The following is a 22,110-nucleotide window of genomic DNA, read 5'->3' on the forward strand; positions in this document are numbered from 1 at the left end:
TGCCTCAAACGATCGCGTCGGCCGCGCCGCGCTGTTCTTTTTCCATGTATTCGCGCGATTGCATCTCGATGATACGCGAAACGGTGCGGTGAAACTCGTTGGCCAGCATGCCGTTCGTGTACAGCTCATCAGGCGCCACTTCGGCCGACATGATCAGCTTGACCTTCTGGTCGTAAAACACGTCGATCAGCCAGGTGAAGCGGCGCGCCTCGGACGACTGCGCCGCCGACATGGCCGGTATGCCGGACAATATCACCGTATGGAAGCGGCTGGCGATTTCCAGGTAATCATTTTGCGAGCGGGGACCGCCGCACAGGGTGGCGAAGTCGAACCAGATGATGCCGCCGGCGCGGCGCAGGCAATGGATTTCGCGGCTCTCGATGCGGATGCGCGCATCTTCGTCGGCCGTTTCGGCGATGCGCGTGTAGGCGTCGCGCAGGGCCTTGTCGGTATCGGCGCCCAGCGGCGTGTAATAACTTTCCACCTGTTCCAGCGCGCGGCCGCGGTAATCGACGCCGGCGTCGACGTTCATCACGTCGAGCTTGTCCTTGAGCAGCGCGATGGTCGGCAGCATGCGGTCGCGGTGCAGGCCGTCCGGATACAGCAAGTCCGGATCGTAATTCGAGGTCATGATGAAGGACACGCCGTTGGCGAACAGGGCCGACAGCAGGTTGTACAGGATCATCGCATCGGCGATGTCCGAGACATGGAATTCATCGAAACAGATCAGGCGGTATTTCTTGGCGATGCGCTTGGCGACCTCGTCGAGCGGGTCGGCCACGCCTTTCAATTCATCGAGCTGCTGGTGCACGCCGCGCATGAATTCGTGGAAGTGCAAGCGCGTCTTGCGCACCAGAGGCACGACCGAGTAAAAACTGTCCATCAGGAACGATTTGCCGCGCCCCACCCCACCCCACATGTACACGCCTTTCGGCACGGCGGGACGGTTCAGCAGGCGCTTGAAGGTGCTCGAGCGCTGGCCCTTGTAGGCCACCCACTCGTCATAGCACAGCTGCAGGCGGTCGACCGCGCGCCGCTGGGCGGCATCGGCCTTGAAATCACGCTTCTGCAACGCGTGCTGGTAAAACTCTTCTACGTTCATGGGATTCGCTTTAACGCACAAGGGCGCCGGCGGAAAAAATCCGCGAGCGCCCCTGCTGGACTAACTACAATTAAAAGTTCAACGTGCGCTTGTCAACCGCCAGTGCCGCTTCCTTGGTCGCTTCCGACAGGGATGGGTGAGCGTGGCAGATGCGCGCGATGTCTTCGGCCGAGGCCTTGAATTCCATCGCCACGACGGCTTCGGAAATCAGTTCGGAGGCCATCGGGCCGACGATGTGCACGCCGAGGATTTCATCGGTGGTCGCATCGGCCAGGAATTTCACCATGCCCGAAGTGTCGCCCAGCGCGCGCGCACGGCCGTTGGCCATGAACGGGAAGGTGCCGGCCTTGTAGGCGATGCCTTCGGCCTTCAGGGTTTGCTCGGTCTTGCCGACCCACGCGATTTCCGGCGAAGTATAGATCACCCAAGGAATCGTGTTGAAGTTGGTGTGGCCATGCTGGCCGGCGATACGCTCGGCCACGGCAACGCCTTCTTCTTCGGCCTTGTGCGCCAGCATCGGGCCGCGCACGACGTCGCCCACCGCCCACACGTTCGGCAGGTTGGTCTTGCAGTCGCCGTCGACGGCGATGAAGCCGCGTTCGTCCAGCTGCAGGCCGACTTTATCGGCGCCCAGGCCGTTCGTGTTCGGCGTGCGGCCGATCGAGATGATCAGCTTGTCGAACACGGCTTTTTGCGCTTCGCCCTTGGCGTCAACGAATTCCACGGTGACGTCTTTCTTGCCTGGCGTGATCGCGCCGATCTTGCAACCGAGGTTGATCTTCAAGCCTTGCTTGGTGAACAGCTTCGACGCTTCCTTGGCGATCTGCTCGTCGACAGCGCCCAGGAAGACCGGCAGGCCTTCGAGCACGGTGACGTCGGAACCGAGGCGGCGCCAGACGCTGCCCATTTCCAGGCCGATCACGCCGGCACCGATGACGCCCAGCTTGGCTGGTACGGCGTCGATGGCCAGTGCGCCCGTGTTCGACAGGATCAGTTTCTCGTCGAATGGTGCGCCCGGCAGTTCGCGTGCGTTCGAACCCGTGGCGATGACCACGTGCTTGGCGCTCAGGGTTTCGTTGGCTTCACCCGTCACGCTGATCTCATACGCGCCAGCGGCGGCGGCGGCAAAAGCGGCGCGGCCGTGGAAGAAGGCGATCTTGTTCTTCTTGAACAGGTACAGGATGCCGTCGTTGTTTTGCTTGACGACGGTGTCTTTGCGCTTGAGCATCTGGCCCAGGTTCAGCTTCAGGCCGGCGACATCGATGCCGTGCTCGGCGAAGCTGTGGCCCGCGTGTTCGAAATGCTCGGACGATTGCAGCAGCGCTTTCGACGGGATGCAGCCGACGTTGGTGCAGGTACCGCCAGGAGCGGCGCCGCCCTTGGCGTTCGACCACTCGTCGACGCAAGCGACGGAAAAGCCCAGCTGCGCTGCGCGGATGGCGGCGATGTAGCCGCCAGGGCCCGCACCGATGACAACTACGTCAAATTGTTTAGTACTCATGTTTTGTTATTCCAATCTCTTCGTCTGGTACGAAAATCCACAATAGAAGGTAAATCACCACGCCGAAGCCGAAGGTCAATGTAAACAGGACGAAGACGAGGCGCCAGATCCACGCTTCCATGCCGGAAGCGCGTCCCAGGCCGCCGCACACGCCGCCAAGCCAGCGGTCGTTGCGCGAACGGCGCAGGCGGTTGAATTCCTGCACCAGGTCGTTCGACGGGCCGGAGTCGGAGGGACTCTCAGATTTGTCCAGGTTGATATTGCTCAGGAGCTTGGCTTTCGCTTGCGCGAATTCCGCGTCGCTCAGGGCGCCCGCCAGGTGCAACTCGTGCAGACGCTTGATTTCTTCAGAGACGTTCATGGGAATCCTCTTTTATTGAGATCAGCCAGCTGCGTCTTCTGGCAAGGGGTATCAGCTACATTGCCCCGGCGGCGACGCCGGGGGACTACGGTGCTTACAGGTCCAGCAGCAGGCGTGCAGGATCTTCCAGCGCTTCTTTCATCGCCACCAGGCCCAGGACGGCTTCGCGGCCGTCGATGATGCGGTGGTCGTAGGACATGGCCAGGTAGTTCATCGGACGCACCACGATCTGGCCGTTTTCAACGACAGCGCGGTCCTTGGTCGCATGCACGCCCAGGATGGCCGATTGTGGCGGGTTGATGATCGGGGTCGACAGCATGGAGCCGAAGGTGCCGCCGTTCGAGATCGAGAACGTGCCGCCCGTCAGGTCGTCCAGGGTCAGTTTGCCTTCCTTGGCTTTCGCGCCGAATTCACCGATTTTTTTCTCGATGTCGGCGATCGACAGCTGGTCCGCGTTGCGGATGATAGGCACGACCAGGCCGCGTGGCGAACCGACAGCGATACCGATGTCGAAGTAGCCGTGGTAAACGATGTCGTTGCCATCAACGGAGGCATTGATGATCGGGTACTTTTTCAGGGCGGCGACGGCGGCCTTGACGAAGAAGGACATGAAGCCCAGCTTGACGCCGTGCTCTTTCTCGAACTTGTCCTTGTACTTGTTGCGCAGGTCGATGACCGGCTGCATGTTCACTTCATTGAACGTGGTCAGGATGGCGTTCGTCGATTGCGATTGCAGCAGGCGCTCGGCGATACGTGCGCGCAGGCGGCTCATCGGCACGCGCTCTTCAGGGCGGTCGCCCAGGCTGGCGGCCGACGGCGTGGCAACTTGTTGCAGCGCTGGCTTGGCAGCGGCTGGCGCCAGTGGCGCGACAGCTGGCTTGGCGGAAGCGGCCAGGGCGTCGCCCTTGGTCACGCGGCCGTCTTTGCCGGAACCGGCGACGTCGCCAGCGGACAGGCCTTTTTCGGACAGGATCTTGGCAGCGGAAGGCATGGCGACATCACCTTTGGTCGCGGCGGCTGGCGCCGAAGCGGTCGATGCGTCTTGCGCAGCGGCAGCCAGGGCTGGTGCAGGCACGGCCGACACTTCCATCGGGCTGACCTTGGCCGAGCCGTCGGTGTCGATGATGGCGATGACTTCGCCGGCAACGACGGTGGCGCCGTCAGCCTTGATGATTTGCACGATCACGCCAGCGGCAGGCGCCGGCAGTTCCAGCACGACTTTGTCGGTTTCGATATCGATCATGTTTTCGTCGCGCGCAACTGCTTCGCCGACTTTCTTGTGCCATGCCAGCAAGGTCGCTTCTGCAACCGATTCCGACAACTGGGGAACTTTGACTTCGATTTGTGCCATGTAAAACTCCGTTTATTTTGTTATTGCGGCGCCGCCCCTGCGTAGCAAGGGCGGCGCTCCGTCATGATGTATGCAAGCAGGCGCCATGCATGTGCACGGCGCCCTTATCCTGCCACTTACTTGGTCAGGATAAAACCCTTCAGCTTCGAGAATGCCGTTTCCAGCAGATCTTTTTGCTGGGCGTAGTGCTTGTCATAGTAACCGACAGCAGGCGACGCCGAAGCGGGACGGCCGGCGTAAGCCAGACGCTGACCCGATTCCAGGCCTTCGAAGATGTTGTGCTGGATCTGGAACCAGGCGCCCTGGTTTTGCGGCTCGTCCTGCGCCCAGACGACTTCGACCAGGTTCGGGAACTTCTTCAGTTCAGCGGCGAACGACTTGTGCGGGAACGGATACAGCTGTTCCAGGCGCACGATGGCCGTGTCGGTCTGGCCACGGGTCTTGCGTGCGTTGACCAGGTCGTAGTAGACCTTGCCCGAGCAGGCGACCACGCGCTTGACTTTCTTGGCGTCGATTTTGTCGTCGACTTCGCCGATGACGGTCTGGAAACCACCCTTGGCCAGGTCGGTCAGCGGCGAACCGGCATCCTTGTTGCGCAACAGCGACTTCGGCGTCAGGATGACCAGCGGCTTGCGGAACTGGCGCACCATCTGGCGGCGCAGCAAATGGAAGATCTGCGAAGCCGTCGTCGGCTGCACCACTTGCATGTTGTTGTCTGCGCACAGCTGCAGGAAACGCTCTGGACGCGCGGACGAGTGCTCAGGACCCTGGCCTTCGTAACCGTGCGGCAGCATCATGACCAGGCCCGAAGCGCGGCCCCACTTCACTTCGCCGGAGCTGATGAATTGGTCGATCACCACTTGCGCGCCGTTGGCGAAGTCGCCGAACTGGGCTTCCCAGATCGTCAGGGTGTTCGGTTCAGCGGTCGAGTAGCCGTATTCGAAGGCCAGTACGGCTTCTTCGGACAGCACCGAGTCGATGACGGTGAACGGCGCCTGGTTGTCCGACACGTTTTGCAGCGGAATGTAGGTACCTGCATCCCAACGCTCGCGGTTCTGGTCATGCAGCACTGCGTGGCGGTGCACGAAGGTGCCGCGGCCGGCATCCTGGCCCGTCAGGCGGATGGCGTAGCCGGACGATACCAGCGATGCGTAGGCCAGGTGTTCGCCCATGCCCCAGTCCAGGTTCATTTCGCCACGGCCCATGGTGCCACGGTCGCCCAGTACTTTTTCAACCAGCGAGTGGACCTTGAAGTCTTCCGGCACGGTGGTGATGCGGGTGGCCAGGCGTTTCAGTTCCGTCATCGGCACGGCGGTGTCGGCCGAATCGGTCCATTTCTTGTTCAGGAACGGCAGCCAGTCGACGGCGTACTTGTTCTTGAAGTTCGAGATGACCGGATCGACGGTGTGCTTGCCGGCGTCCATGGCGTCGCGGAAGGCGGCCACCATCTTGTCGCCGCCATCGGCAGGGATCACGCCTTGCGCTACCAGCTTGTCCGCATACAGCTTGCGGGTGCCTGGATGCTGGCCGATCTTCTTGTACATCAGTGGCTGCGTCAGTGCCGGCGTATCTTGCTCGTTGTGGCCAAGCTTGCGGTAGCAGATGATGTCGAGGACGATGTCCTTCTTGAATTCCATGCGGTAGTCGAGCGCGATCTGCGTCGCCAGCACCACGGCTTCCGGATCATCGGCGTTGATGTGCAGGACCGGTGCTTCGATCATCTTGACGACGTCCGAGCAGTACAGGGTCGAGCGGGCATCGCGCGGATCCGAGGTGGTGAAACCGATCTGGTTGTTGATCACGATATGCACCGTGCCGCCGGTATGGTAGCCACGGGTTTGCGCCAGATTCAGCGTTTCCATGACCACGCCCTGGCCGGCGAAAGCGGCATCGCCGTGCACCAGGATAGGCAGCACTTGCGCGCCCTGCGCGTCGCCGCGGCGATCCATGCGGGCCTTGACGGAACCTTCGACCACAGGGTTGACGATTTCCAGGTGCGACGGGTTGAACGCCAGCGACAGGTGGACCGGGCCGCCTGCGGTGGAGATGTCCGACGAGAAGCCTTGATGGTATTTCACGTCGCCGGCAGGCAGGTCGTCGCCATGCTTGCCTTCGAATTCTTCGAACAGTTCCTGCGGCGCTTTGCCCAGGGTGTTCACCAGCACGTTCAGGCGGCCGCGGTGGGCCATGCCGATGACGATTTCCTGCACGCCTTTTTCGCCGGCGCGCTGGATGGTTTCATCCATCGAGGCGATGAAGGTTTCGCCGCCTTCCAGGGAGAAGCGCTTCTGGCCCACGTAGCGTGTGTGCAGATAGCGTTCCAGGCCTTCAGCCGCGGTCAGGCGGTCGAGGATGTGGATTTTTTTCTCTGGGGTGAAATTCGGGGTGGAGCGGATCGATTCCAGTTTCTCTTGCAGCCAGCGCTTTTCGGCCGGGTCGGAGATGTACATGAATTCGGCGCCGATCGAACGCGTGTAGGTATCGCGCAGATAGTTGAGCAGATCGCGCAGGGTGGCGGTCTCGGGGCCAAAATAGGTATTGCTGATGTTGAACACGGTGTCCATGTCCGCGTCGGTGAAACCGTAGAAGCTCGGCTCCAGTTCCGGGATCATCGGACGTTCCTGGCGTTGCAGCGGATCCAGGTTGGCCCAGTGCGAACCGAGGTAACGGTAAGCGGCGATCAGCTGCGTGGCGGCGACGCGCTTGCGGCCCATTTCAGCATCGAAGGAAGCGGTTACTGTGCGGATCGGACCAGCTTTTGCGCGCTCGGCGAACGAGGCGACGACGGAGGCATGCGCCACGTCAGGCTTGTTGGTGCCATCGACGGCAGGCACGTGCTGCATTGCGTCGAAGTAGGAACGCCAGTTATCGGGTACCGAGCCTGGGTTGTTCAGATACGCCTCGTACAGGTCTTCCACGTACGGAGCATTCCCACCGAACAGGTAGGAGTTGGTCGTTAATTGCTGCATATATTGCTCACCTTTCTTCGCGCTTCGCGAGGAATTAGCGGGTTAATCTAACCTTCCGCGACACGGCCTGACCGGTTAGCGGATTGCACATCAAGTTGTGGGGAAGGGCTTTTATATTGCACCAGCATTCTGCATACCGTCATTTAGAATAGCACGCGGTATTGTAACGCAACAACGACTAGTTGAATTTTATTTGGCAAGCAAATGTAAGCTGTGTTGTTGATTTTCCCGGGCTTGCAAGCCTGTCACTGTTATGCTTACAACACATCGGCGACCCTGCCGGCGTGCCGCTTGCGCCCAACTGGTCTGCCCGGCAACGGTGCCGCCGCGATGGCCGCCAGCCAATCGGCATCGCCGGCAAACCACTCCACCAGGAAGTCGAGCATGGTGCGCAACAGGGGCGACATGTGCTGGCGCGACGTATAGACGCCATAGATGCCCATGTCCTGCGGCTGGTACGCGGGCAGCAGCTCCACCAGCTGCCCGCTGGCGATCAGCGGCGCGGCCGAAAAGCGCGGCTGCATGGCGATGCCCGCCCCCGCCACCGTGGCCACCAGCAGGACCAGCGACTCATTCGCCGACAGGCGGCCGCTGACGGGGACAGTGAGCGCTTCCCCGTCATGCGTAAATTGCCACAGGCTCTTGCCGAAATACGTGTACGTCAGGCAGTTGTGCAGGGCCAGGTCTTGCGCCCGGCGCGGCGTGCCGTGCGCCGCGAGGTACGATGGTGCGGCGCACACCACCGAGGCGCAGCTGGCCAGCTGGCGCGCGATCAGATTCGGCTCGAGCGCGTTGGTGATGCGGATCGCCAGGTCGATGCGCTGCTCCACCAGGTTGACGGCGCGGTTCTCCATCTGCAGGTCGACGGCGGCGCGCGGGTAGCGCCGCAGGTAAGCGGTTACTGCGCCAGCGAGCGCCGTCTGCGCCAAGGATTGCGAGCAGGTGATGCGCAGCAAACCGTGCGGCGTGTCGAGGCCCTCGGGCGAAGTGACGGCCATGGCGCCGGCCACTTCCAGCATCTGCCGGCAGCGCGCCAAGGTGGTCTCGCCCGCATCCGTCAGACTCAGACGGCGGGTGGTGCGATGCAACAGGCGCGCCCCCGCCCACGCTTCCATCTCGGCCAGATAGCGCGTCACCATGGCGCGCGACATGTCGAGCGCCTCGCTGGCGGCCACCATGCTGCCACGCTCGGCGATGGCGACGAATACTTGTGCGGCGGTGATACGGTCCATGCGGTACTCCCTTGATTCGTCCGATCCATGCAACTAAGTATTGCAATCTACCCTATTTGTCGCGCCTGGTCGAAAGAATAATATGTTTGCACGCGCCGCCCGCCCCTCCCGTACCCGGGAAACCTTGCCGATGCAGCGCAGTTAGCGCACACCATCGCCACGACCGGCCAGCGGCATTGAACTGAAGCTGGACCAGCGCCCTTACAAGGCGGCCAGGAAGCACTCATACGCTTGCGCGCTGCGCGCCAGCCGCTCGGCATAGCCCGTTTCCTTCGGCCCGTCTTCCGCGCCATAGAAGGCAAAGAAGCGGCGGTTGTCGGCGCCGATGTACGCGAGGGTCACATCGAACGGCGCCAGCAGCTGCGCCAGAGTGACGTGCCACTTGCCTGCCGGCGTGAAATCGTCCTCGCGGATGCCGGCCGTGACGGCCAGCGCCACTTTTCTCCCCTTGAAGGCATCGCCGCCCGTACCGTAGGCCCAGCCATACGCCAGCACCTGATCGAGCCACTGCTTGAGCAAGGGCGGGCAGTTGAACCAGTACACGGGGAACTGCAAGACCACGTTGGCGTGCGCCTCCACCAGCGCCTGCTCGCGCGCCACGTCGATATTTCCATCAGGGTAAGCCTGGTGCACGTCGTGGATGGTGTAGCGGTCGGGATACTGCGCCAACTCCTGCAGCCAGCGCTTGTTGGCGACCGACGTGCCGATGGAGGGATGGAAGACGATAACGAGAGTTTTCATCATGCTGCTTTCCTGAAAATGAATGGACGCACCGGCCCCGCGTTCACAGAAAAGCAGGCAAGCCGGTACCCTGCCCCGTGGCGCGCAGCACGTGGCGGCGCGCCTGCAGAGGCAAAAACAGCATAACCATCGCGAGTACTTTTCACAAGTACGCACATTAACTAACCATACAGGAAGAAAAGTAAGCTACCTTGCCATGCAAAGCCCCTTGGGCATGCGCATCCGAGTCAAACTGGCTGGTGCCGCTCACCCCATTCGCACAAGGTATGCAGCACGGGGATCAGCGAGGCGCCCTTGCTGGAGAGCGAATATTCCACCTTGGGCGGCACTTGCGGGTATTCCTTGCGCACGATCAGCGCATCGGCCTCCAGCTCCTTCAGCACGACGCTGAGGGTCTTGAAAGCGATGCCGCCGAGATGGCGCTTGAGTTCGTTATGCCGCAGCACCGTGTTTTCCGCCAGCGCATACAGGATCAGCATCTTGTACTTGCCGCCGATCAGCGACAAGGTGTAGCCAAATGCCGTATCGCCGAGGGCCACGCCGCCGGGGGCGCAGGTGTCTTCATTCATCGCGTTGTATTTCCTGTGGATCCAGGGGTTGAGCATAACAGCCCGGCATAAAAAAACGGGCCGAAGCCCGTTTTTGTTTGCTCGATACCGCTCTGGATTAACGCTTGTCCAGTGGCAGTACTTCACGCGTGGTCGAACCGACGAACAACTGGCGCGGACGGCCGATTTTTTGCTCTGGGTCGGCGATCATTTCGTTCCACTGGGCGATCCAGCCGATCGTACGGGCCATAGCGAAGATACCGGTGAACAGCGACACGGGGATGCCCAGCGCCGATTGCACGATGCCCGAGTAGAAGTCGACGTTCGGGTACAGTTTGCGCGACACGAAGTATTCGTCGTTCAGTGCAATCTTTTCCAGTTCCATCGCCAGCTTGAACAGCGGGTCGTCTTGCAGACCCAGTTCTTGCAGCACTTCGTAGCAGGTTTCACGCATCAGCTTGGCGCGTGGATCGAAGTTCTTGTACACGCGGTGGCCAAAGCCCATCAGCTTGACGCCGGAGTTCTTGTCCTTGACTTGCTCGATGAAGGCAGGGATGTTCTCGACGGTGCCGATTTCTTTCAGCATGTTGAGTGCCGCTTCGTTGGCGCCGCCGTGGGCAGGGCCCCACAGGCAGGCGATACCGGCAGCGATACAGGCGAACGGGTTGGCGCCCGACGAACCGGCCAGACGGACGGTCGAGGTCGATGCGTTTTGCTCGTGGTCCGCGTGCAGGATCAGGATGCGGTCCAGGGCGCGCACCAGCACGTCATTGACCTTGTACTCTTCGCACGGATTGGCGAACATCATGTGCATGAAGTTGGCGCTGTACGACAGGTCGTTGCGTGGGTACACGAACGGCTGGCCGACCGAGTACTTGTAGGTCATGGCGACCAGGGTTGGCATCTTGGCGATCAGGCGGATGGCCGACACTTCGCGGTGACGCGGGTCGTTGATGTCCAGCGAATCATGGTAGAACGATGCCAGCGCGCCGACGGTGCCCACCAGGACCGACATCGGATGCGCGTCGCGGCGGAAGCCACGGAAGAAGAATTGCATCTGTTCGTGCACCATCGTGTGCTTGGTGACGGTGTCGACGAACTTGGCTTTCTGGGCCGCGTTCGGCAGTTCGCCGTTCAGCAGCAGGTAGCACGATTCCATGAAGTCGGCGTTGACGGCCAACTGTTCGATCGGGTAACCACGGTACAGCAGCTCGCCCTTGTCGCCGTCGATGTAGGTGATCGACGAGTTACAGGCGGCCGTCGACATAAAGCCTGGGTCGTAGGTGAACTTGCCGCTACCGGCGTACAGTTTGCGGATGTCGATGACGTCCGGGCCAACCGTGCCTTTGTAGATTGGAAATTCAAGCGATGGGCTGCCATCGGAGAACGACAGGGTAGCTTTTGTGTCAGAGATATTCATGGGCTCTTCCTTCTCGGGAGTGAGTCGAAATTAAAATCAAAAATTCTGGCTGCAATTCGCACCGCATTCGGCAGTGCTACAGCGCGCCACTCGCACCGTTTGCAATATATCGCCCAGGCGTCTAGGCAATGCGCAGTCGTTGCAGCAGTGCGCGCACATGCGGCAGATCGACTTCGCCTTCCGGCTCTTTACGAGCCAGTACCAGATCCATTAACGCATTGTCCGATAAATCCAGCAAACGCGTCAGCGCGTCAACTTCTTCATCGGTCAATTCGGTTTCATACGCATCGAGAAAACGGGTCAGGATAATGTCGTTTTCCAGCAGGCCACGGCGTGAACGCCAGCGCAGGCGGGCGCGGTTGGCCGGGTCGGCCTGATGCGAGGACAAAATTGATTCTGTCATTTGGTTTACCACTTTACGTGTGCCTTGCGGCACGGTGCTGCTTTGCAGGCGCCGCCTGCAGGCAAGAGAGGATACCCTCTTCCCGCAAACGGCGCCCGGCGGATGCGATCAGGGGGATCAGATCGCGCGGCGGACCATCAATTCCTTGATCTTGCCGATCGCCTTGTTCGGGTTCAACCCTTTCGGGCAGACGTCGACGCAGTTCATGATCGAATGGCAGCGGAACAGGCGGTACGGGTCTTCCAGGTTGTCCAGACGCGCGCCGGTGGCTTCGTCGCGCGAATCGGCGATGAAGCGGTAGGCTTGCAGCAGGCCAGCCGGGCCGACGAATTTGTCCGGATTCCACCAGAACGACGGGCACGACGTGGAGCAGCATGCGCACAGGATGCACTCGTACAGGCCATCGAGTTCTTCGCGCTGTTCCGGCGATTGCAGACGCTCTTTTTCAGGCGGGATCGAATCGTTGATCAGGAAAGGCTTGATCGAATCGTACTGCTTGAAAAATTGCGTCATGTCGACGATCAGGTCGCGGATGACCGGCAAGCCTGGCAACGGACGCAGCACGATAGGCTCCGACAGTTCGTTCAGGTTGGTGGTGCATGCCAGGCCGTTCTTGCCGTTGATGTTCATCGCGTCCGAACCGCACACGCCTTCGCGGCACGAGCGGCGCAGGGCCAGCGAGTCATCGACGTCCGCCTTGATGCGCTGCAGTGCGTCGAGCAGCATCTTGTCGGTGTCTTTCAGTTCGACCGTCAGGTCTTGCATGTACGGCTTGGCATCCTGGTCAGGATCGTAGCGGTAGATTTTGAATTTAAGAGTGCGTGCCATGGTATAGCCTTAGAAAGTACGTGGTTTCGGTTTGAAGGTATCAACCGTCAGCGGCTTGGTCACGACTGGCTTGTATTCCAGTCGGTTGCCTTCCGAATACCACAGAGTGTGCTTCATCCAGTTGTCGTCGTCACGTTGCGGATGGTCATCCTGGGCGTGGGCGCCGCGCGATTCCTTGCGCGCTGCCGCCGAAACGATGGTCGCTTTCGCCGTTTCGATCAGGTTGTCCAGCTCCAGCGCTTCCACGCGGGCCGTGTTGAAGACCATCGATTTATCCTTGAAGGAGACGTGCTTGCGGCGCTCGTCGAGCTTCATGATTTCTTCGACGCCCTTGTTCAGCATCTCGTCGGTACGGAACACGCCGCAGTACTTCTGCATCGTTGCGCGGATGTCGTTCGCCACGCCCTGCACGGTTTCCGTGCCGGTCGAGTTTTCCAGGCGCGCCAGGCGGCCCATGGCAAATTCGGCGGCGTCGGCTGGCAAAGGCTTGTTTTCCTTGGCTTTCAGGCCGCTGTTGACGATGTGATTACCGGCCGCGCGGCCGAAGACCACCAGGTCGAGCAGCGAGTTCGTGCCCAGGCGGTTGGCGCCGTGCACGGACACGCAGGCGCATTCGCCGATCGCGTACAGGCCGTTGACAACCTTGGCCGAATTATCCGGACCGGTCGGGGTGACGACCTGGCCGTGGATGTTCGTCGGGATGCCGCCCATCTGGTAGTGAATCGTCGGCACGACAGGAATCGGTTCCTTGGTGGCGTCGACGTTGGCGAACTTGTGGCCGATTTCCAGGATCGACGGCAGGCGCTTGGCGATGGTGTCGGCGCCGATATGGCGCAGGTCCAGCATCACGTGATCCTTGTTAGGACCGCAGCCGCGGCCTTCCTTGATTTCCTGGTCCATCGAACGCGAGACGAAGTCGCGCGGCGCCAGATCCTTCAGGGTCGGCGCATAGCGCTCCATGAAGCGTTCGCCTTCGCTATTGATCAGGATGCCGCCTTCGCCGCGCACGCCTTCGGTGATCAATACGCCCGCGCCGGCCACGCCGGTCGGGTGGAACTGCCAGAATTCCATGTCTTGCAGCGGCAAGCCGGCGCGTGCCGCCATGCCCATGCCGTCGCCCGTGTTGATGAAGGCATTCGTCGATGCGGCGAAGATACGGCCTGCGCCGCCCGTTGCCATGACCGTCGTTTTTGCTTCCAGGATCATGCATTCGCCGGTTTCCATTTCCAGCGCGACCACACCGATCACGTCGCCTTCGGCGTCACGGATCAGGTCGAGTGCCATCCATTCGACGAAGAAGTGCGTACGCGCACGCACGTTGCGCTGGTACAGGGTGTGCAACAGGGCATGACCGGTACGGTCGGCTGCCGCGCAAGCGCGCTGCACCGGCTTTTCGCCGAAGTGGGCCGTGTGGCCGCCGAATGGACGCTGATAGATGGTGCCGTCAGGGTTGCGGTCGAATGGCATGCCGAAGTGTTCCAGTTCGTACACGACCTTCGGTGCTTCGCGGCACATGAATTCGATGGCATCCTGGTCGCCCAGATAGTCGCCGCCCTTGACGGTGTCGAACATGTGCCAGAACCAGTTGTCTTCGGCCATGTTGCCGAGCGACGCGCCGATACCGCCCTGCGCCGCCACGGTGTGCGAGCGGGTCGGGAAAACTTTCGACAGAACAGCGACGTTCAGGCCGGCTTCAGCCAGCTGCAACGACGCACGCATGCCGGAACCGCCGGCGCCAACGATGACCGCATCAAAGCGGCGGGTAGGGATTGCAGATTTATATGCTGCCACGATTACACACTCCAGAGTATCTGTACCGTCCAGCCGGCACAAGCGATCAACCACAGCATGGTGGCAATTTGCAGGGTCAGACGGAGGCCAGCGCTTTTCACGTAGTCCATCCAGATGTCGCGTACGCCGACCCATGCGTGGTAGAACAGGGCGACGAAGGTCACCAGGCTGAACAATTTAAACCACTGCTGTGCGAACAGACCAGCCCAGCCTTCATAGCTGAAGTTGCTGCCGGTCAGGAAAGAAATAAGCAGGATGGCCACATAGGCCACCATGACGATGGCGGTAACGCGTTGCGCCAGCCAATCGCGCAAGCCGTAATGGGCACCGACGACGAGGCGTTTCGGTCCGATATTATTGTCTGCCATGTTTAAAATACTCCAAACAGTTTCAAAGCGACCAGAGCCGTTAACACCAGGCTCACGACCAGCACGGACGAGGCGGTCTTGCGTGCCGAATCTTTTTCGATGGCAACGTGCACGTCCATGAACAAGTGACGGATACCGGCGCAGAAGTGGTGCAGGAAGGCCCAGACCAGGCCCAGGGTGATCAGCTTGACGAACCAGTGCGAGGCGATGCCCTGGAAGTAGGCGTAGGACATTTCGGAACGCAGGCTCAGTTCCAGCATGTACAGTATGCATGGCAGCAAGGCGAAAATGATGAAACCGCTGATGCGATGCAGGATCGAGACGATGGCGCCGACAGCCATGCGGTAGTTCGACAATTCGGTAACATGAATGTTACGGAATTGCGGCCGTTCTTTTTTTGGTACTTCTCTTACGGCTTCAGACATAACAAAAACCTCCCCTTTGAATTTCAACTAAATATTGAAGCCGCGATTTTCGCCGATTTTCGCAACCCATACCAATATCTATTGTTACATATAACCAAAATGGTTTTTTACTACAAAATACCGCGCTACTTTCCGTAGTTCACGTAATTTAATTACAGAATCGCCGGCAAAACACGGCCCGCCGGGGCGGGCCATGCTGTCGCTGCGCTTTCCGTTGTCTCCGTTGCCCGCCTTGCGGCAGGCATCTTGCAAGCGATGCACTTCAGCCTTGCTGCTTGTTCGGGCACCCAAGGGTGCCCCGCCGCTTCAGCTGAGTTCATTCTGATAATGATGGCGACTGGTCAGGTACAGGCCCCGGCGCAGTTCAACCGGCTTGTCGCCGTAGGTAAACGACACGCGCTCGGAACTGAGCAAGGGCGTGCCGAGGTCGATATTTAACAATTGCGCGGCGCCCGCGTCGGCGCACACGGCGCGGATCTGCTCGGACGCGCGTATCATGCGCGTGCCAAATTCCGTTTCGAACAGGCCGTACATGGGGCCCTTGTACTCCACCAGGCGCTCGGCCGTCAGGCCCTTGAAGATCAGGCCGGGCAGCCACAGTTCCTCGACGATGGTCGGCACGCCGTCAAAATACTGCACGCGCTTGATGAAGATGACGGCGTCGCCGGACTTCAGGTCCATCAGGCGCGCCACATCGGCTGGCGCGCGCACGCGCTTGACTTCGATAAACTTGCTTTCAGGATAATGCGGCACGCCTTCGTCCGGCACCAGGCGCAGGAAGCGGAAATGCGCGCGCGCCTCATGGTGGGTGGAAACGAAGGTGCCCTTGCCCTGGCGGCGCATGACGAGATTCTCGGCGGCCAGCTCATCGATGGCCTTGCGCACCGTGCCCTGGCTGACCTTGAAGCGCCCTGCCAGTTCGACTTCGCTGGGAATCAGCTCGCCCGGTTTCCATTCGCCCGATTGCAGGCTCTGCGTGATGAGCGCCTTGATCTGCTGGTACAGGGGACTGAAGGTGGGCGAGGCAGTTGCGGCAGGCGCGGCCACGGCGGTGGAGGCAGTGGTATTGACGCTGGCAACAGGGGTGGCGGCGGGACTGGCCGCTGCGGCAACGGGCGTGGCCGGGGTGCCTGCGGTCGGACTGACCGCCCCGCTTGCAGCAGTGGCATTGTTGGTCAGATTGGACGAGGCGGAATTCATAGTCCGACATTTCAACACAAATCACTGCCCGCGTCCAGTAAAAGACTCGTAGTTATCTGTCTTATATAAGACATAAGATATGATTGACAGATAGGGATCGGAGGCCTAAACTGCCCTCGATAAAACTTGTGAGCCAGCGTTTTATGTTGTTGGCCAGCCACTCTGGCCTCGTGCAGCACAAGCGTGACGGCAGCGTACACCAGCATTTCGGTGGCGCGGGCCGGTTTTGGTATCATTATAGTTTTTCCGGATAAGCGTAAGCCCAGCTTCAAGCCCGTTTTCTTTCCCATTTTTGGAGATTCATCATGGCTAAAACCCCAATGCGTGTTGCAGTGACCGGCGCCGCCGGCCAGATCGGCTACGCCCTGTTGTTCCGCATCGCCAATGGCGACATGCTCGGCAAAGACCAGCCTGTCATCTTGCAACTGCTTGAAATCCCGGACGAAAAAGCCCAGAAGGCGCTCAAGGGCGTGATGATGGAAATCGACGACTGCGCCTTCCCGCTGCTGACGGAAATGACCGCCCACTCCGATCCGCTGACCGCATTCAAGGATGTCGACGTGGCCGTCCTGGTTGGCGCGCGTCCACGCGGCCCAGGCATGGAACGCAAGGACCTGCTGGAAGCGAACGCCCAGATCTTCACGGTGCAAGGCAAGGCGCTCGACGCCGTCGCTTCGCGCAATGTCAAAGTCCTGGTGGTCGGCAACCCTGCCAACACCAACGCCTACATCGCCATGAAATCGGCGCCATCGCTGCCAGCGAAAAACTTCACCGCCATGCTGCGCCTGGACCACAACCGCGCGCTGTCGCAAGTCGCTGCCAAGACCGGCACCGCCGTCAAGGATATCGAGAAGCTGACCGTGTGGGGCAACCACTCGCCAACGATGTACGCCGACTACCGCTTCGCCACCGTCAACGGCAAGGCTGTGAAAGACCTGATCAACGACCAGGAATGGAACGCCAACACCTTCCTGCCAACCGTCGGCAAGCGCGGCGCGGCCATCATCGAAGCGCGCGGCCTGTCGTCGGCAGCGTCGGCAGCGAACGCCGCCATCGACCACATCCATGACTGGATGCTGGGCACGGCTGGCAAGTGGACCACCATGGGCGTTCCTTCGGATGGCTCGTATGGCATTCCTGAAGGCACCGTGTTCGGCTTCCCGGTCACCACCGACAACGGTGAGTACACCATCGTTCAAGGTCTGGAAATCGATGCATTCTCGCAAGAGCGCATCAACCTGACCCTGAAAGAACTGACCGAAGAACGCGAAGGCGTGAAACACCTGCTGGCCTAAGTCCAGTTTTGGCGGCGCGGCAATGCGCCGCCCGCCAAAGAAGGCCGCCCCGCGCATGTCGCGGTGCGGCCTGCGCGGCCCGACTGTTTATCAAGTAGTTTTTACCTGCAGAAATGCCTTAAGCATGCACCCTTCCGAGGTTTTATTCCAAGGCAAACGCCAGCCGCTGTTGCTCGCCGCTTGCGACCACTACGCCGGCTCCGAAAAGCTGATGCGTAAATCGATTGCTTTGCAACAAGAGCTTGGCCCCCTGTTCGACATCACGTTCGACTGCGAAGACGGCGCCAGCGCCGGCAATGAAGAAGCCCACGCCCTGATGATCGCCGGCCTGCTGGCCAGCGACGAGAACCAGTTCAACCGCATCGGCGTGCGCGTGCACGACGTCGACAGCCCGTTTTTCGCGCGCGACGTGGAAATCATCTGCACCGCCGCATCCCGCCTGGCCTACATCGCCGTGCCCAAGGTGGGCGGCGTGCAGGATGCCATGCTGGCCATCGACCTGATCAACCTGCACGCGCGCCGCGCCGGCCGCGACAACCTGCCCGTGCACATCCTGATCGAGACGCATGGCGCGCTGCGCGACGCCTATGCAATCGCCGCCCTGCCCCAGGTCGAATGCCTGTCCTTCGGCATCATGGATTTCGTTTCAGCCCACTACGGCGCCATTCCCGCCGCCGCCATGCGCACGCCGGGCCAGTTCACGCACCCGCTGGTGGTGCGCGCCAAGCTGGAAGTGGCGGCCGCCTGCCATGCGCACGGCAAGGTGCCGTCGCATAACGTGACGACGGACGTGCGCGATTCGGCCGTGGTGGCGAATGACGCCCAGCGCGCGACGGCCGAGTTCGGCTACACGCGCATGTGGAGCATCCACCCGGACCAGATCAAGCCCATCATCAAGGCCTTCACGCCGCGCCTGTCCGAAGTCAACGAGGCCAGCAACATCCTCAATGAAGCGCTGCGCGCCAACTGGGGACCGATTGCGCAAAATGGCCGCTTGCACGACCGCGCCAGCTACCGATATTATTGGACCGTTTTGCAACGCGCCAAACTGGCGGGCCTCGGCCTGCCCGAGGCGGCCGCTGCATTACTCAACACCCCCTCTTCCAGCACCACTGAAAACTGACAGGAATTACACGATGTCCCTCTCCAAATTAGCCATTGCCTGCAGCGTCGCGCTGGGCGCCATGACCCTCACGCTGGCGCCAGCCAGCTTCGCCGCCACGGCAGAGGCAAATCCCAAGGCCGTGAAGGCTGCCAAGGCCAAGCCAAAAGCCAAGACCACCAAGGCCAAGGCAGCCGCCAAGGAAGCCCATCCGCTCGCCATGTCAGTCGCCGACAAGGAAGAATCCGACGAACCGGACACCGCAGGCTCGGCCTCCACCGATTTCAATTGTGAACTTGGTAATAAAATTACCATCTACACCAATGCGACCGACGACAAACACATCGCCCTGCGCTGGAAGAAGCGCCTGCACCGCCTGAGCCGCGTTGGCACCACCACCGGCGCCAACCGCTTCGAGAACCGTCTGTACGGTCTCGTGTGGATCGGCATCCCGGCCAAAGGCATGCTGCTCGATTCCAAGCAGGGCCGCCAGCTGGCCAATGAATGCAAGGATGCGGAGCAAGCCAAGCCGGCGGCAGTGGTGGAAGCCGCGCCATCGCTGGGCGTGCTGCCGGCGACCGGCGGCTGATGTGAGCAGCAAGGGCCTCTTCGGGGGCTCAGTCATGTTTTGTAATTTGAATAATCAATAAATAGACGATACCCAACAAGGAGAGGTCATGTCCCGCAACACTCTGAACACGCTCAAGGACTTTAATATTTCGGATAGCAAGAAGGGCAAGCTGTACTCCCTGCCTGCGCTGGAAAAAAGCCTGGGCATCAATGTCTCCCGCCTGCCAGTGTCGATTCGTATCGTGCTCGAATCGGTATTGCGCAACTGCGACGGCAAAAAAGTCACCGAAGAACACGTCAAGCAATTGGCGAGCTGGGGCCCGACCGCCGAGCGCACCGACGAGATCCCGTTCGTAGTGGCGCGCGTCGTGCTGCAGGACTTCACCGGCGTACCATTGCTGGCCGACCTGGCAGCGATGCGCAACGTGGCCGCCAAGATGGGCATCAACGCCAAGAAGATCGAACCGCTGGTACCGGTCGACCTGGTGGTCGACCACTCGGTGACCATCGATCACTACCGCGAAAAGAAAGCGCTGGACCTGAACATGAAACTGGAATTCTCGCGTAACAACGAGCGTTACCAGTTCATGAAATGGGGCATGCAGGCATTCGACACCTTCGGCGTCGTGCCACCAGGCTTCGGCATCGTCCACCAGGTCAACCTGGAATACCTGGCGCGCGGCGTGCACCACGCAGGCAAGAAAGCCGGCGACGTGTACTACCCTGACACCCTGGTCGGCACCGACTCGCACACCACCATGATCAACGGCATCGGCGTGGTCGGCTGGGGCGTGGGCGGCATCGAGGCGGAAGCCGGCATGCTGGGCCAACCGGTCTACTTCCTGACGCCAGACGTCATCGGCGTCAACCTGTCGGGCGCATTGCGCGAAGGCTGCACCGCCACCGATCTGGTACTGACCATCACCGAACTGCTGCGCAAAGAAAAAGTCGTCGGCAAGTTCGTCGAATTCTTCGGCGAAGGCACCGAGTCCCTGACCCTGACCGACCGCGCGACGATCGCCAACATGGCACCGGAATACGGCGCGACCATGGGCTTCTTCCCGGTCGACGAAGCGACCATCGATTACTTCAAGGGCACCGGCCGCAGCAAGGCTGAAATCGCCGCGTTCGAAGGCTACTTCAAGGCGCAAAACCTGTTCGGCGTGCCAAAAGCCGGCGACATCGACTACACCCGCGTGGTGGAACTGGACCTGGCATCGGTCGCTCCGTCGCTGGCCGGCCCGAAACGCCCGCAAGACCGTATCGAAATCGGCAATGTGAAAGCGAACTTCGCCGAACTGTTCGCCAAGCCAACGTCGGAAAACGGCTTCAACAAGAACCCGGCCGATCTGAACGCCGTGTACGAGACCACCAACAACGTGAAAGTGTCGAACGGCGACGTGCTGATCGCCGCGATCACCTCGTGCACCAACACCTCGAACCCGAGCGTGATGCTGGCTGCCGGCCTGCTGGCCAAGAAAGCCGTGGAAGCCGGCCTGAAAGTCGCGCCGCACATCAAGACCTCGCTGGCCCCTGGCTCGCGCGTCGTGACCGAGTACCTGACCGCTGCCGGCCTGCTGCCTTACCTGGAAAAACTGGGCTTCGGCGTGACCGCCTACGGTTGCACCACCTGTATCGGCAATGCGGGCGACCTGACGCCCGAGCTGAACGCAGCCATTGCCACGCACGACATCGTCGCGTCGGCCGTGCTGTCGGGTAACCGTAACTTCGAAGCGCGTATTCACCCGAACATCCGCTCGAACTTCCTCGCTTCGCCACCGCTGGTCGTCGCTTACGCCATCGCCGGCAACATGACGCGCGACCTGATGACGGAACCAGTCGGCAAGGGCAAGGGCGGCAAGGACATCTACCTGGGCGACATCTGGCCAACCTCGGCTGAAGTGTCGGCCATGATGAAGTTCGCCATGAACGCCAAGGTGTTCAAGGACAACTACGCCGACGTCAAGGGCGCGCCAGGCAAGCTGTGGGAAAAAGTCACGACCGTGTCCGGTCAAGTCTACAACTGGCCAAAATCGACCTACATCGCGGAACCACCGTTCTTCGACAACTTCTCGATGACGCCAGCGGCAGTGGCCACCGGCATCGAAGGCGCGCGCGCACTGGGCGTGTTCGGCGATTCCATCACCACCGACCACATCTCGCCAGCCGGCTCGATCCAGGAAAACGGTCCTGCAGGCAAATGGCTGAAGGAAAACGGCGTCCTGAAAGCGGACTTCAACTCCTACGGCTCGCGTCGCGGCAACCATGAAATCATGATGCGCGGCACGTTCGCCAACGTGCGTATCAAAAACCGCATGATCCCTGCCAAGGCAGACGGTTCGGCGGTCGAAGGCGGCATCACGATCCACCAGCCTTCCGGCGAAGAAATGTCGATCTACGACGCAGCAATGAAATATGTTGCTGAAGGCACGCCAACCATGGTCTTCGGCGGCGAAGAGTACGGTACGGGCTCGTCGCGCGACTGGGCAGCAAAAGGTACGCAACTGCTGGGCGTGAAAGCCGTGATCACCCGTTCGTTCGAGCGTATTCACCGCTCGAATCTGGTGGGCATGGGCGTGTTGCCGCTGCAATTCATCGGCGACGACAGCGTGCAAACCCTGGGCATCACCGGCAAGGAAACCTTCGACCTGAAAGGCCTCGAAGGCGAAATCAAGCCACAGCAACTGGCTACCCTGGTGATCCACCGCGCCGACGGCAGCAGCCAGGAAGTCAAAGTCCTGCTGCGCATCGATACGCCGATCGAAGTCGATTACTACAAGCATGGCGGTATCCTGCCATTCGTGCTGCGTCAACTGCTGGCCGAGTAATCAGCCCAGCTGTGAGGCAAGATCAAAGCGCCGGTTCCGACCGGCGCTTTTTTTCGTCCCTGCATCCCGTTCCGA

At 60.7% G+C, this 22,110-nt stretch carries 19 protein-coding genes; 4 read left to right on the forward strand and 15 right to left on the reverse strand.

Going from position 1 to position 22,110, the window contains the following annotated elements; translation table 11 throughout:
• Positions 1 to 4 precede the first annotated feature (4 nt).
• From zapE to FG13_RS10820, 15 genes are all read right to left on the reverse strand, one after another.
• Complete coding sequence (zapE, locus tag FG13_RS10750) at positions 5 to 1,102, reverse strand: cell division protein ZapE (RefSeq protein ID WP_035820745.1); 1,098 nt, start codon at positions 1,100 to 1,102, stop codon at positions 5 to 7.
• A 70-nt stretch (positions 1,103 to 1,172) separates the two neighbouring features.
• Positions 1,173 to 2,603 carry a dihydrolipoyl dehydrogenase gene (lpdA, locus tag FG13_RS10755; RefSeq protein ID WP_035820749.1) on the reverse strand — a complete coding sequence of 477 codons (1,431 nt, stop codon included), beginning with the start codon at positions 2,601 to 2,603 and terminating at the stop codon, positions 1,173 to 1,175.
• On the reverse strand, positions 2,593 to 2,964 hold the full coding sequence (locus FG13_RS10760; protein WP_035820750.1) for a PspC domain-containing protein: 372 nt from the start codon (positions 2,962 to 2,964) through the stop codon (positions 2,593 to 2,595). Before FG13_RS10760 ends, lpdA begins: the two co-directional genes overlap by 11 nt.
• 94 nt (positions 2,965 to 3,058) lie before the next feature.
• Positions 3,059 to 4,315 carry a 2-oxoglutarate dehydrogenase complex dihydrolipoyllysine-residue succinyltransferase gene (gene odhB, locus FG13_RS10765; RefSeq protein WP_035820752.1) on the reverse strand — a complete coding sequence of 419 codons (1,257 nt, stop codon included), beginning with the start codon at positions 4,313 to 4,315 and terminating at the stop codon, positions 3,059 to 3,061.
• A gap of 116 nt (positions 4,316 to 4,431) precedes the next feature.
• A complete protein-coding gene (locus FG13_RS10770; protein ID WP_034752063.1) occupies positions 4,432 to 7,284 on the reverse strand; it encodes a 2-oxoglutarate dehydrogenase E1 component in 2,853 nt (950 codons plus the stop codon).
• Positions 7,285 to 7,541: 257 nt separating this feature from the next.
• A complete protein-coding gene (locus tag FG13_RS10775) occupies positions 7,542 to 8,516 on the reverse strand; it encodes a LysR family transcriptional regulator (RefSeq protein ID WP_035820753.1) in 975 nt (324 codons plus the stop codon).
• A gap of 201 nt (positions 8,517 to 8,717) precedes the next feature.
• Entirely contained in the window at positions 8,718 to 9,260 is a 543-nt protein-coding gene (locus tag FG13_RS10780; protein WP_035820755.1) for an NAD(P)H-dependent oxidoreductase, read from the reverse strand.
• A 224-nt stretch (positions 9,261 to 9,484) separates the two neighbouring features.
• The gene (locus FG13_RS10785; RefSeq protein WP_035820757.1) at positions 9,485 to 9,826 is read right to left on the reverse strand and encodes a winged helix-turn-helix transcriptional regulator; all 342 of its coding nucleotides are present in this window, start codon (positions 9,824 to 9,826) and stop codon (positions 9,485 to 9,487) included.
• 97 nt (positions 9,827 to 9,923) lie between these two features.
• On the reverse strand, positions 9,924 to 11,225 hold the full coding sequence (gene gltA, locus FG13_RS10790) for a citrate synthase (RefSeq protein ID WP_035820759.1): 1,302 nt from the start codon (positions 11,223 to 11,225) through the stop codon (positions 9,924 to 9,926).
• 121 nt (positions 11,226 to 11,346) lie between these two features.
• Positions 11,347 to 11,628 (reverse strand): FAD assembly factor SdhE, encoded by a 282-nt coding sequence (locus FG13_RS10795; protein WP_034752073.1) that lies wholly within the window; start codon positions 11,626 to 11,628, stop codon positions 11,347 to 11,349.
• A 117-nt stretch (positions 11,629 to 11,745) separates the two neighbouring features.
• Entirely contained in the window at positions 11,746 to 12,456 is a 711-nt protein-coding gene (locus FG13_RS10800; protein ID WP_034752075.1) for a succinate dehydrogenase iron-sulfur subunit, read from the reverse strand.
• Between the two features lie 9 nt (positions 12,457 to 12,465).
• Positions 12,466 to 14,247, reverse strand: coding sequence for a succinate dehydrogenase flavoprotein subunit (sdhA, locus tag FG13_RS10805; protein ID WP_035820761.1), 1,782 nt, complete (start codon positions 14,245 to 14,247; stop codon positions 12,466 to 12,468).
• 2 nt (positions 14,248 to 14,249) lie between these two features.
• Complete coding sequence (gene sdhD, locus FG13_RS10810; protein ID WP_034752078.1) at positions 14,250 to 14,615, reverse strand: succinate dehydrogenase, hydrophobic membrane anchor protein; 366 nt, start codon at positions 14,613 to 14,615, stop codon at positions 14,250 to 14,252.
• 2 nt (positions 14,616 to 14,617) lie between these two features.
• Positions 14,618 to 15,040, reverse strand: a complete 423-nt coding sequence (gene sdhC / locus FG13_RS10815) for a succinate dehydrogenase, cytochrome b556 subunit (protein WP_034752080.1) — start codon at positions 15,038 to 15,040, stop codon at positions 14,618 to 14,620.
• A gap of 306 nt (positions 15,041 to 15,346) precedes the next feature.
• Positions 15,347 to 16,240 carry a GntR family transcriptional regulator gene (locus FG13_RS10820; protein WP_035820763.1) on the reverse strand — a complete coding sequence of 298 codons (894 nt, stop codon included), beginning with the start codon at positions 16,238 to 16,240 and terminating at the stop codon, positions 15,347 to 15,349.
• Positions 16,241 to 16,545: 305 nt separating this feature from the next.
• Between FG13_RS10820 and FG13_RS10825 the strand changes: the two genes are divergently transcribed.
• The 4 genes from FG13_RS10825 to acnA all read left to right on the forward strand — a co-directional run bounded on the left by FG13_RS10825 (position 16,546) and on the right by acnA (position 22,035).
• Positions 16,546 to 17,535: a malate dehydrogenase gene (locus FG13_RS10825; RefSeq protein ID WP_034789110.1), complete on the forward strand. Its 990-nt coding sequence runs from the start codon at positions 16,546 to 16,548 to the stop codon at positions 17,533 to 17,535.
• A 124-nt stretch (positions 17,536 to 17,659) separates the two neighbouring features.
• Positions 17,660 to 18,658, forward strand: coding sequence for an HpcH/HpaI aldolase/citrate lyase family protein (locus tag FG13_RS10830; protein ID WP_035820766.1), 999 nt, complete (start codon positions 17,660 to 17,662; stop codon positions 18,656 to 18,658).
• A gap of 13 nt (positions 18,659 to 18,671) precedes the next feature.
• Positions 18,672 to 19,226 carry a hypothetical protein gene (locus tag FG13_RS10835; RefSeq protein ID WP_035820768.1) on the forward strand — a complete coding sequence of 185 codons (555 nt, stop codon included), beginning with the start codon at positions 18,672 to 18,674 and terminating at the stop codon, positions 19,224 to 19,226.
• 88 nt (positions 19,227 to 19,314) lie between these two features.
• Complete coding sequence (gene acnA / locus FG13_RS10840; RefSeq protein WP_035820771.1) at positions 19,315 to 22,035, forward strand: aconitate hydratase AcnA; 2,721 nt, start codon at positions 19,315 to 19,317, stop codon at positions 22,033 to 22,035.
• The last annotated feature ends 75 nt before the right edge of the window (positions 22,036 to 22,110 follow it).

Source organism: Janthinobacterium sp. RA13 (assembly GCF_000745325.1).
Classification (GTDB): domain Bacteria; phylum Pseudomonadota; class Gammaproteobacteria; order Burkholderiales; family Burkholderiaceae_D; genus Janthinobacterium; species Janthinobacterium rivuli.

Excerpts from the sequence above, each read along its gene's own strand:
- zapE (WP_035820745.1), bottom strand. The coding sequence starts at position 1,102 with ATGAACGTAGAAGAGTTTTACCAGCACGCGTTGCAGAAGCGTGATTTC.
- lpdA (WP_035820749.1), bottom strand. The coding sequence starts at position 2,603 with ATGAGTACTAAACAATTTGACGTAGTTGTCATCGGTGCGGGCCCTGGC.
- FG13_RS10760 (WP_035820750.1), bottom strand. The coding sequence starts at position 2,964 with ATGAACGTCTCTGAAGAAATCAAGCGTCTGCACGAGTTGCACCTGGCG.
- odhB (WP_035820752.1), bottom strand. The coding sequence starts at position 4,315 with ATGGCACAAATCGAAGTCAAAGTTCCCCAGTTGTCGGAATCGGTTGCA.
- FG13_RS10770 (WP_034752063.1), bottom strand. The coding sequence starts at position 7,284 with ATGCAGCAATTAACGACCAACTCCTACCTGTTCGGTGGGAATGCTCCG.
- FG13_RS10775 (WP_035820753.1), bottom strand. The coding sequence starts at position 8,516 with ATGGACCGTATCACCGCCGCACAAGTATTCGTCGCCATCGCCGAGCGT.
- FG13_RS10780 (WP_035820755.1), bottom strand. The coding sequence starts at position 9,260 with ATGATGAAAACTCTCGTTATCGTCTTCCATCCCTCCATCGGCACGTCG.
- FG13_RS10785 (WP_035820757.1), bottom strand. The coding sequence starts at position 9,826 with ATGAATGAAGACACCTGCGCCCCCGGCGGCGTGGCCCTCGGCGATACG.
- gltA (WP_035820759.1), bottom strand. The coding sequence starts at position 11,225 with ATGAATATCTCTGACACAAAAGCTACCCTGTCGTTCTCCGATGGCAGC.
- FG13_RS10795 (WP_034752073.1), bottom strand. The coding sequence starts at position 11,628 with ATGACAGAATCAATTTTGTCCTCGCATCAGGCCGACCCGGCCAACCGC.
- FG13_RS10800 (WP_034752075.1), bottom strand. The coding sequence starts at position 12,456 with ATGGCACGCACTCTTAAATTCAAAATCTACCGCTACGATCCTGACCAG.
- sdhD (WP_034752078.1), bottom strand. The coding sequence starts at position 14,615 with ATGGCAGACAATAATATCGGACCGAAACGCCTCGTCGTCGGTGCCCAT.
- sdhC (WP_034752080.1), bottom strand. The coding sequence starts at position 15,040 with ATGTCTGAAGCCGTAAGAGAAGTACCAAAAAAAGAACGGCCGCAATTC.
- FG13_RS10820 (WP_035820763.1), bottom strand. The coding sequence starts at position 16,240 with ATGAATTCCGCCTCGTCCAATCTGACCAACAATGCCACTGCTGCAAGC.
- FG13_RS10825 (WP_034789110.1), top strand. The coding sequence starts at position 16,546 with ATGGCTAAAACCCCAATGCGTGTTGCAGTGACCGGCGCCGCCGGCCAG.
- FG13_RS10830 (WP_035820766.1), top strand. The coding sequence starts at position 17,660 with ATGCACCCTTCCGAGGTTTTATTCCAAGGCAAACGCCAGCCGCTGTTG.
- FG13_RS10835 (WP_035820768.1), top strand. The coding sequence starts at position 18,672 with ATGTCCCTCTCCAAATTAGCCATTGCCTGCAGCGTCGCGCTGGGCGCC.
- acnA (WP_035820771.1), top strand. The coding sequence starts at position 19,315 with ATGTCCCGCAACACTCTGAACACGCTCAAGGACTTTAATATTTCGGAT.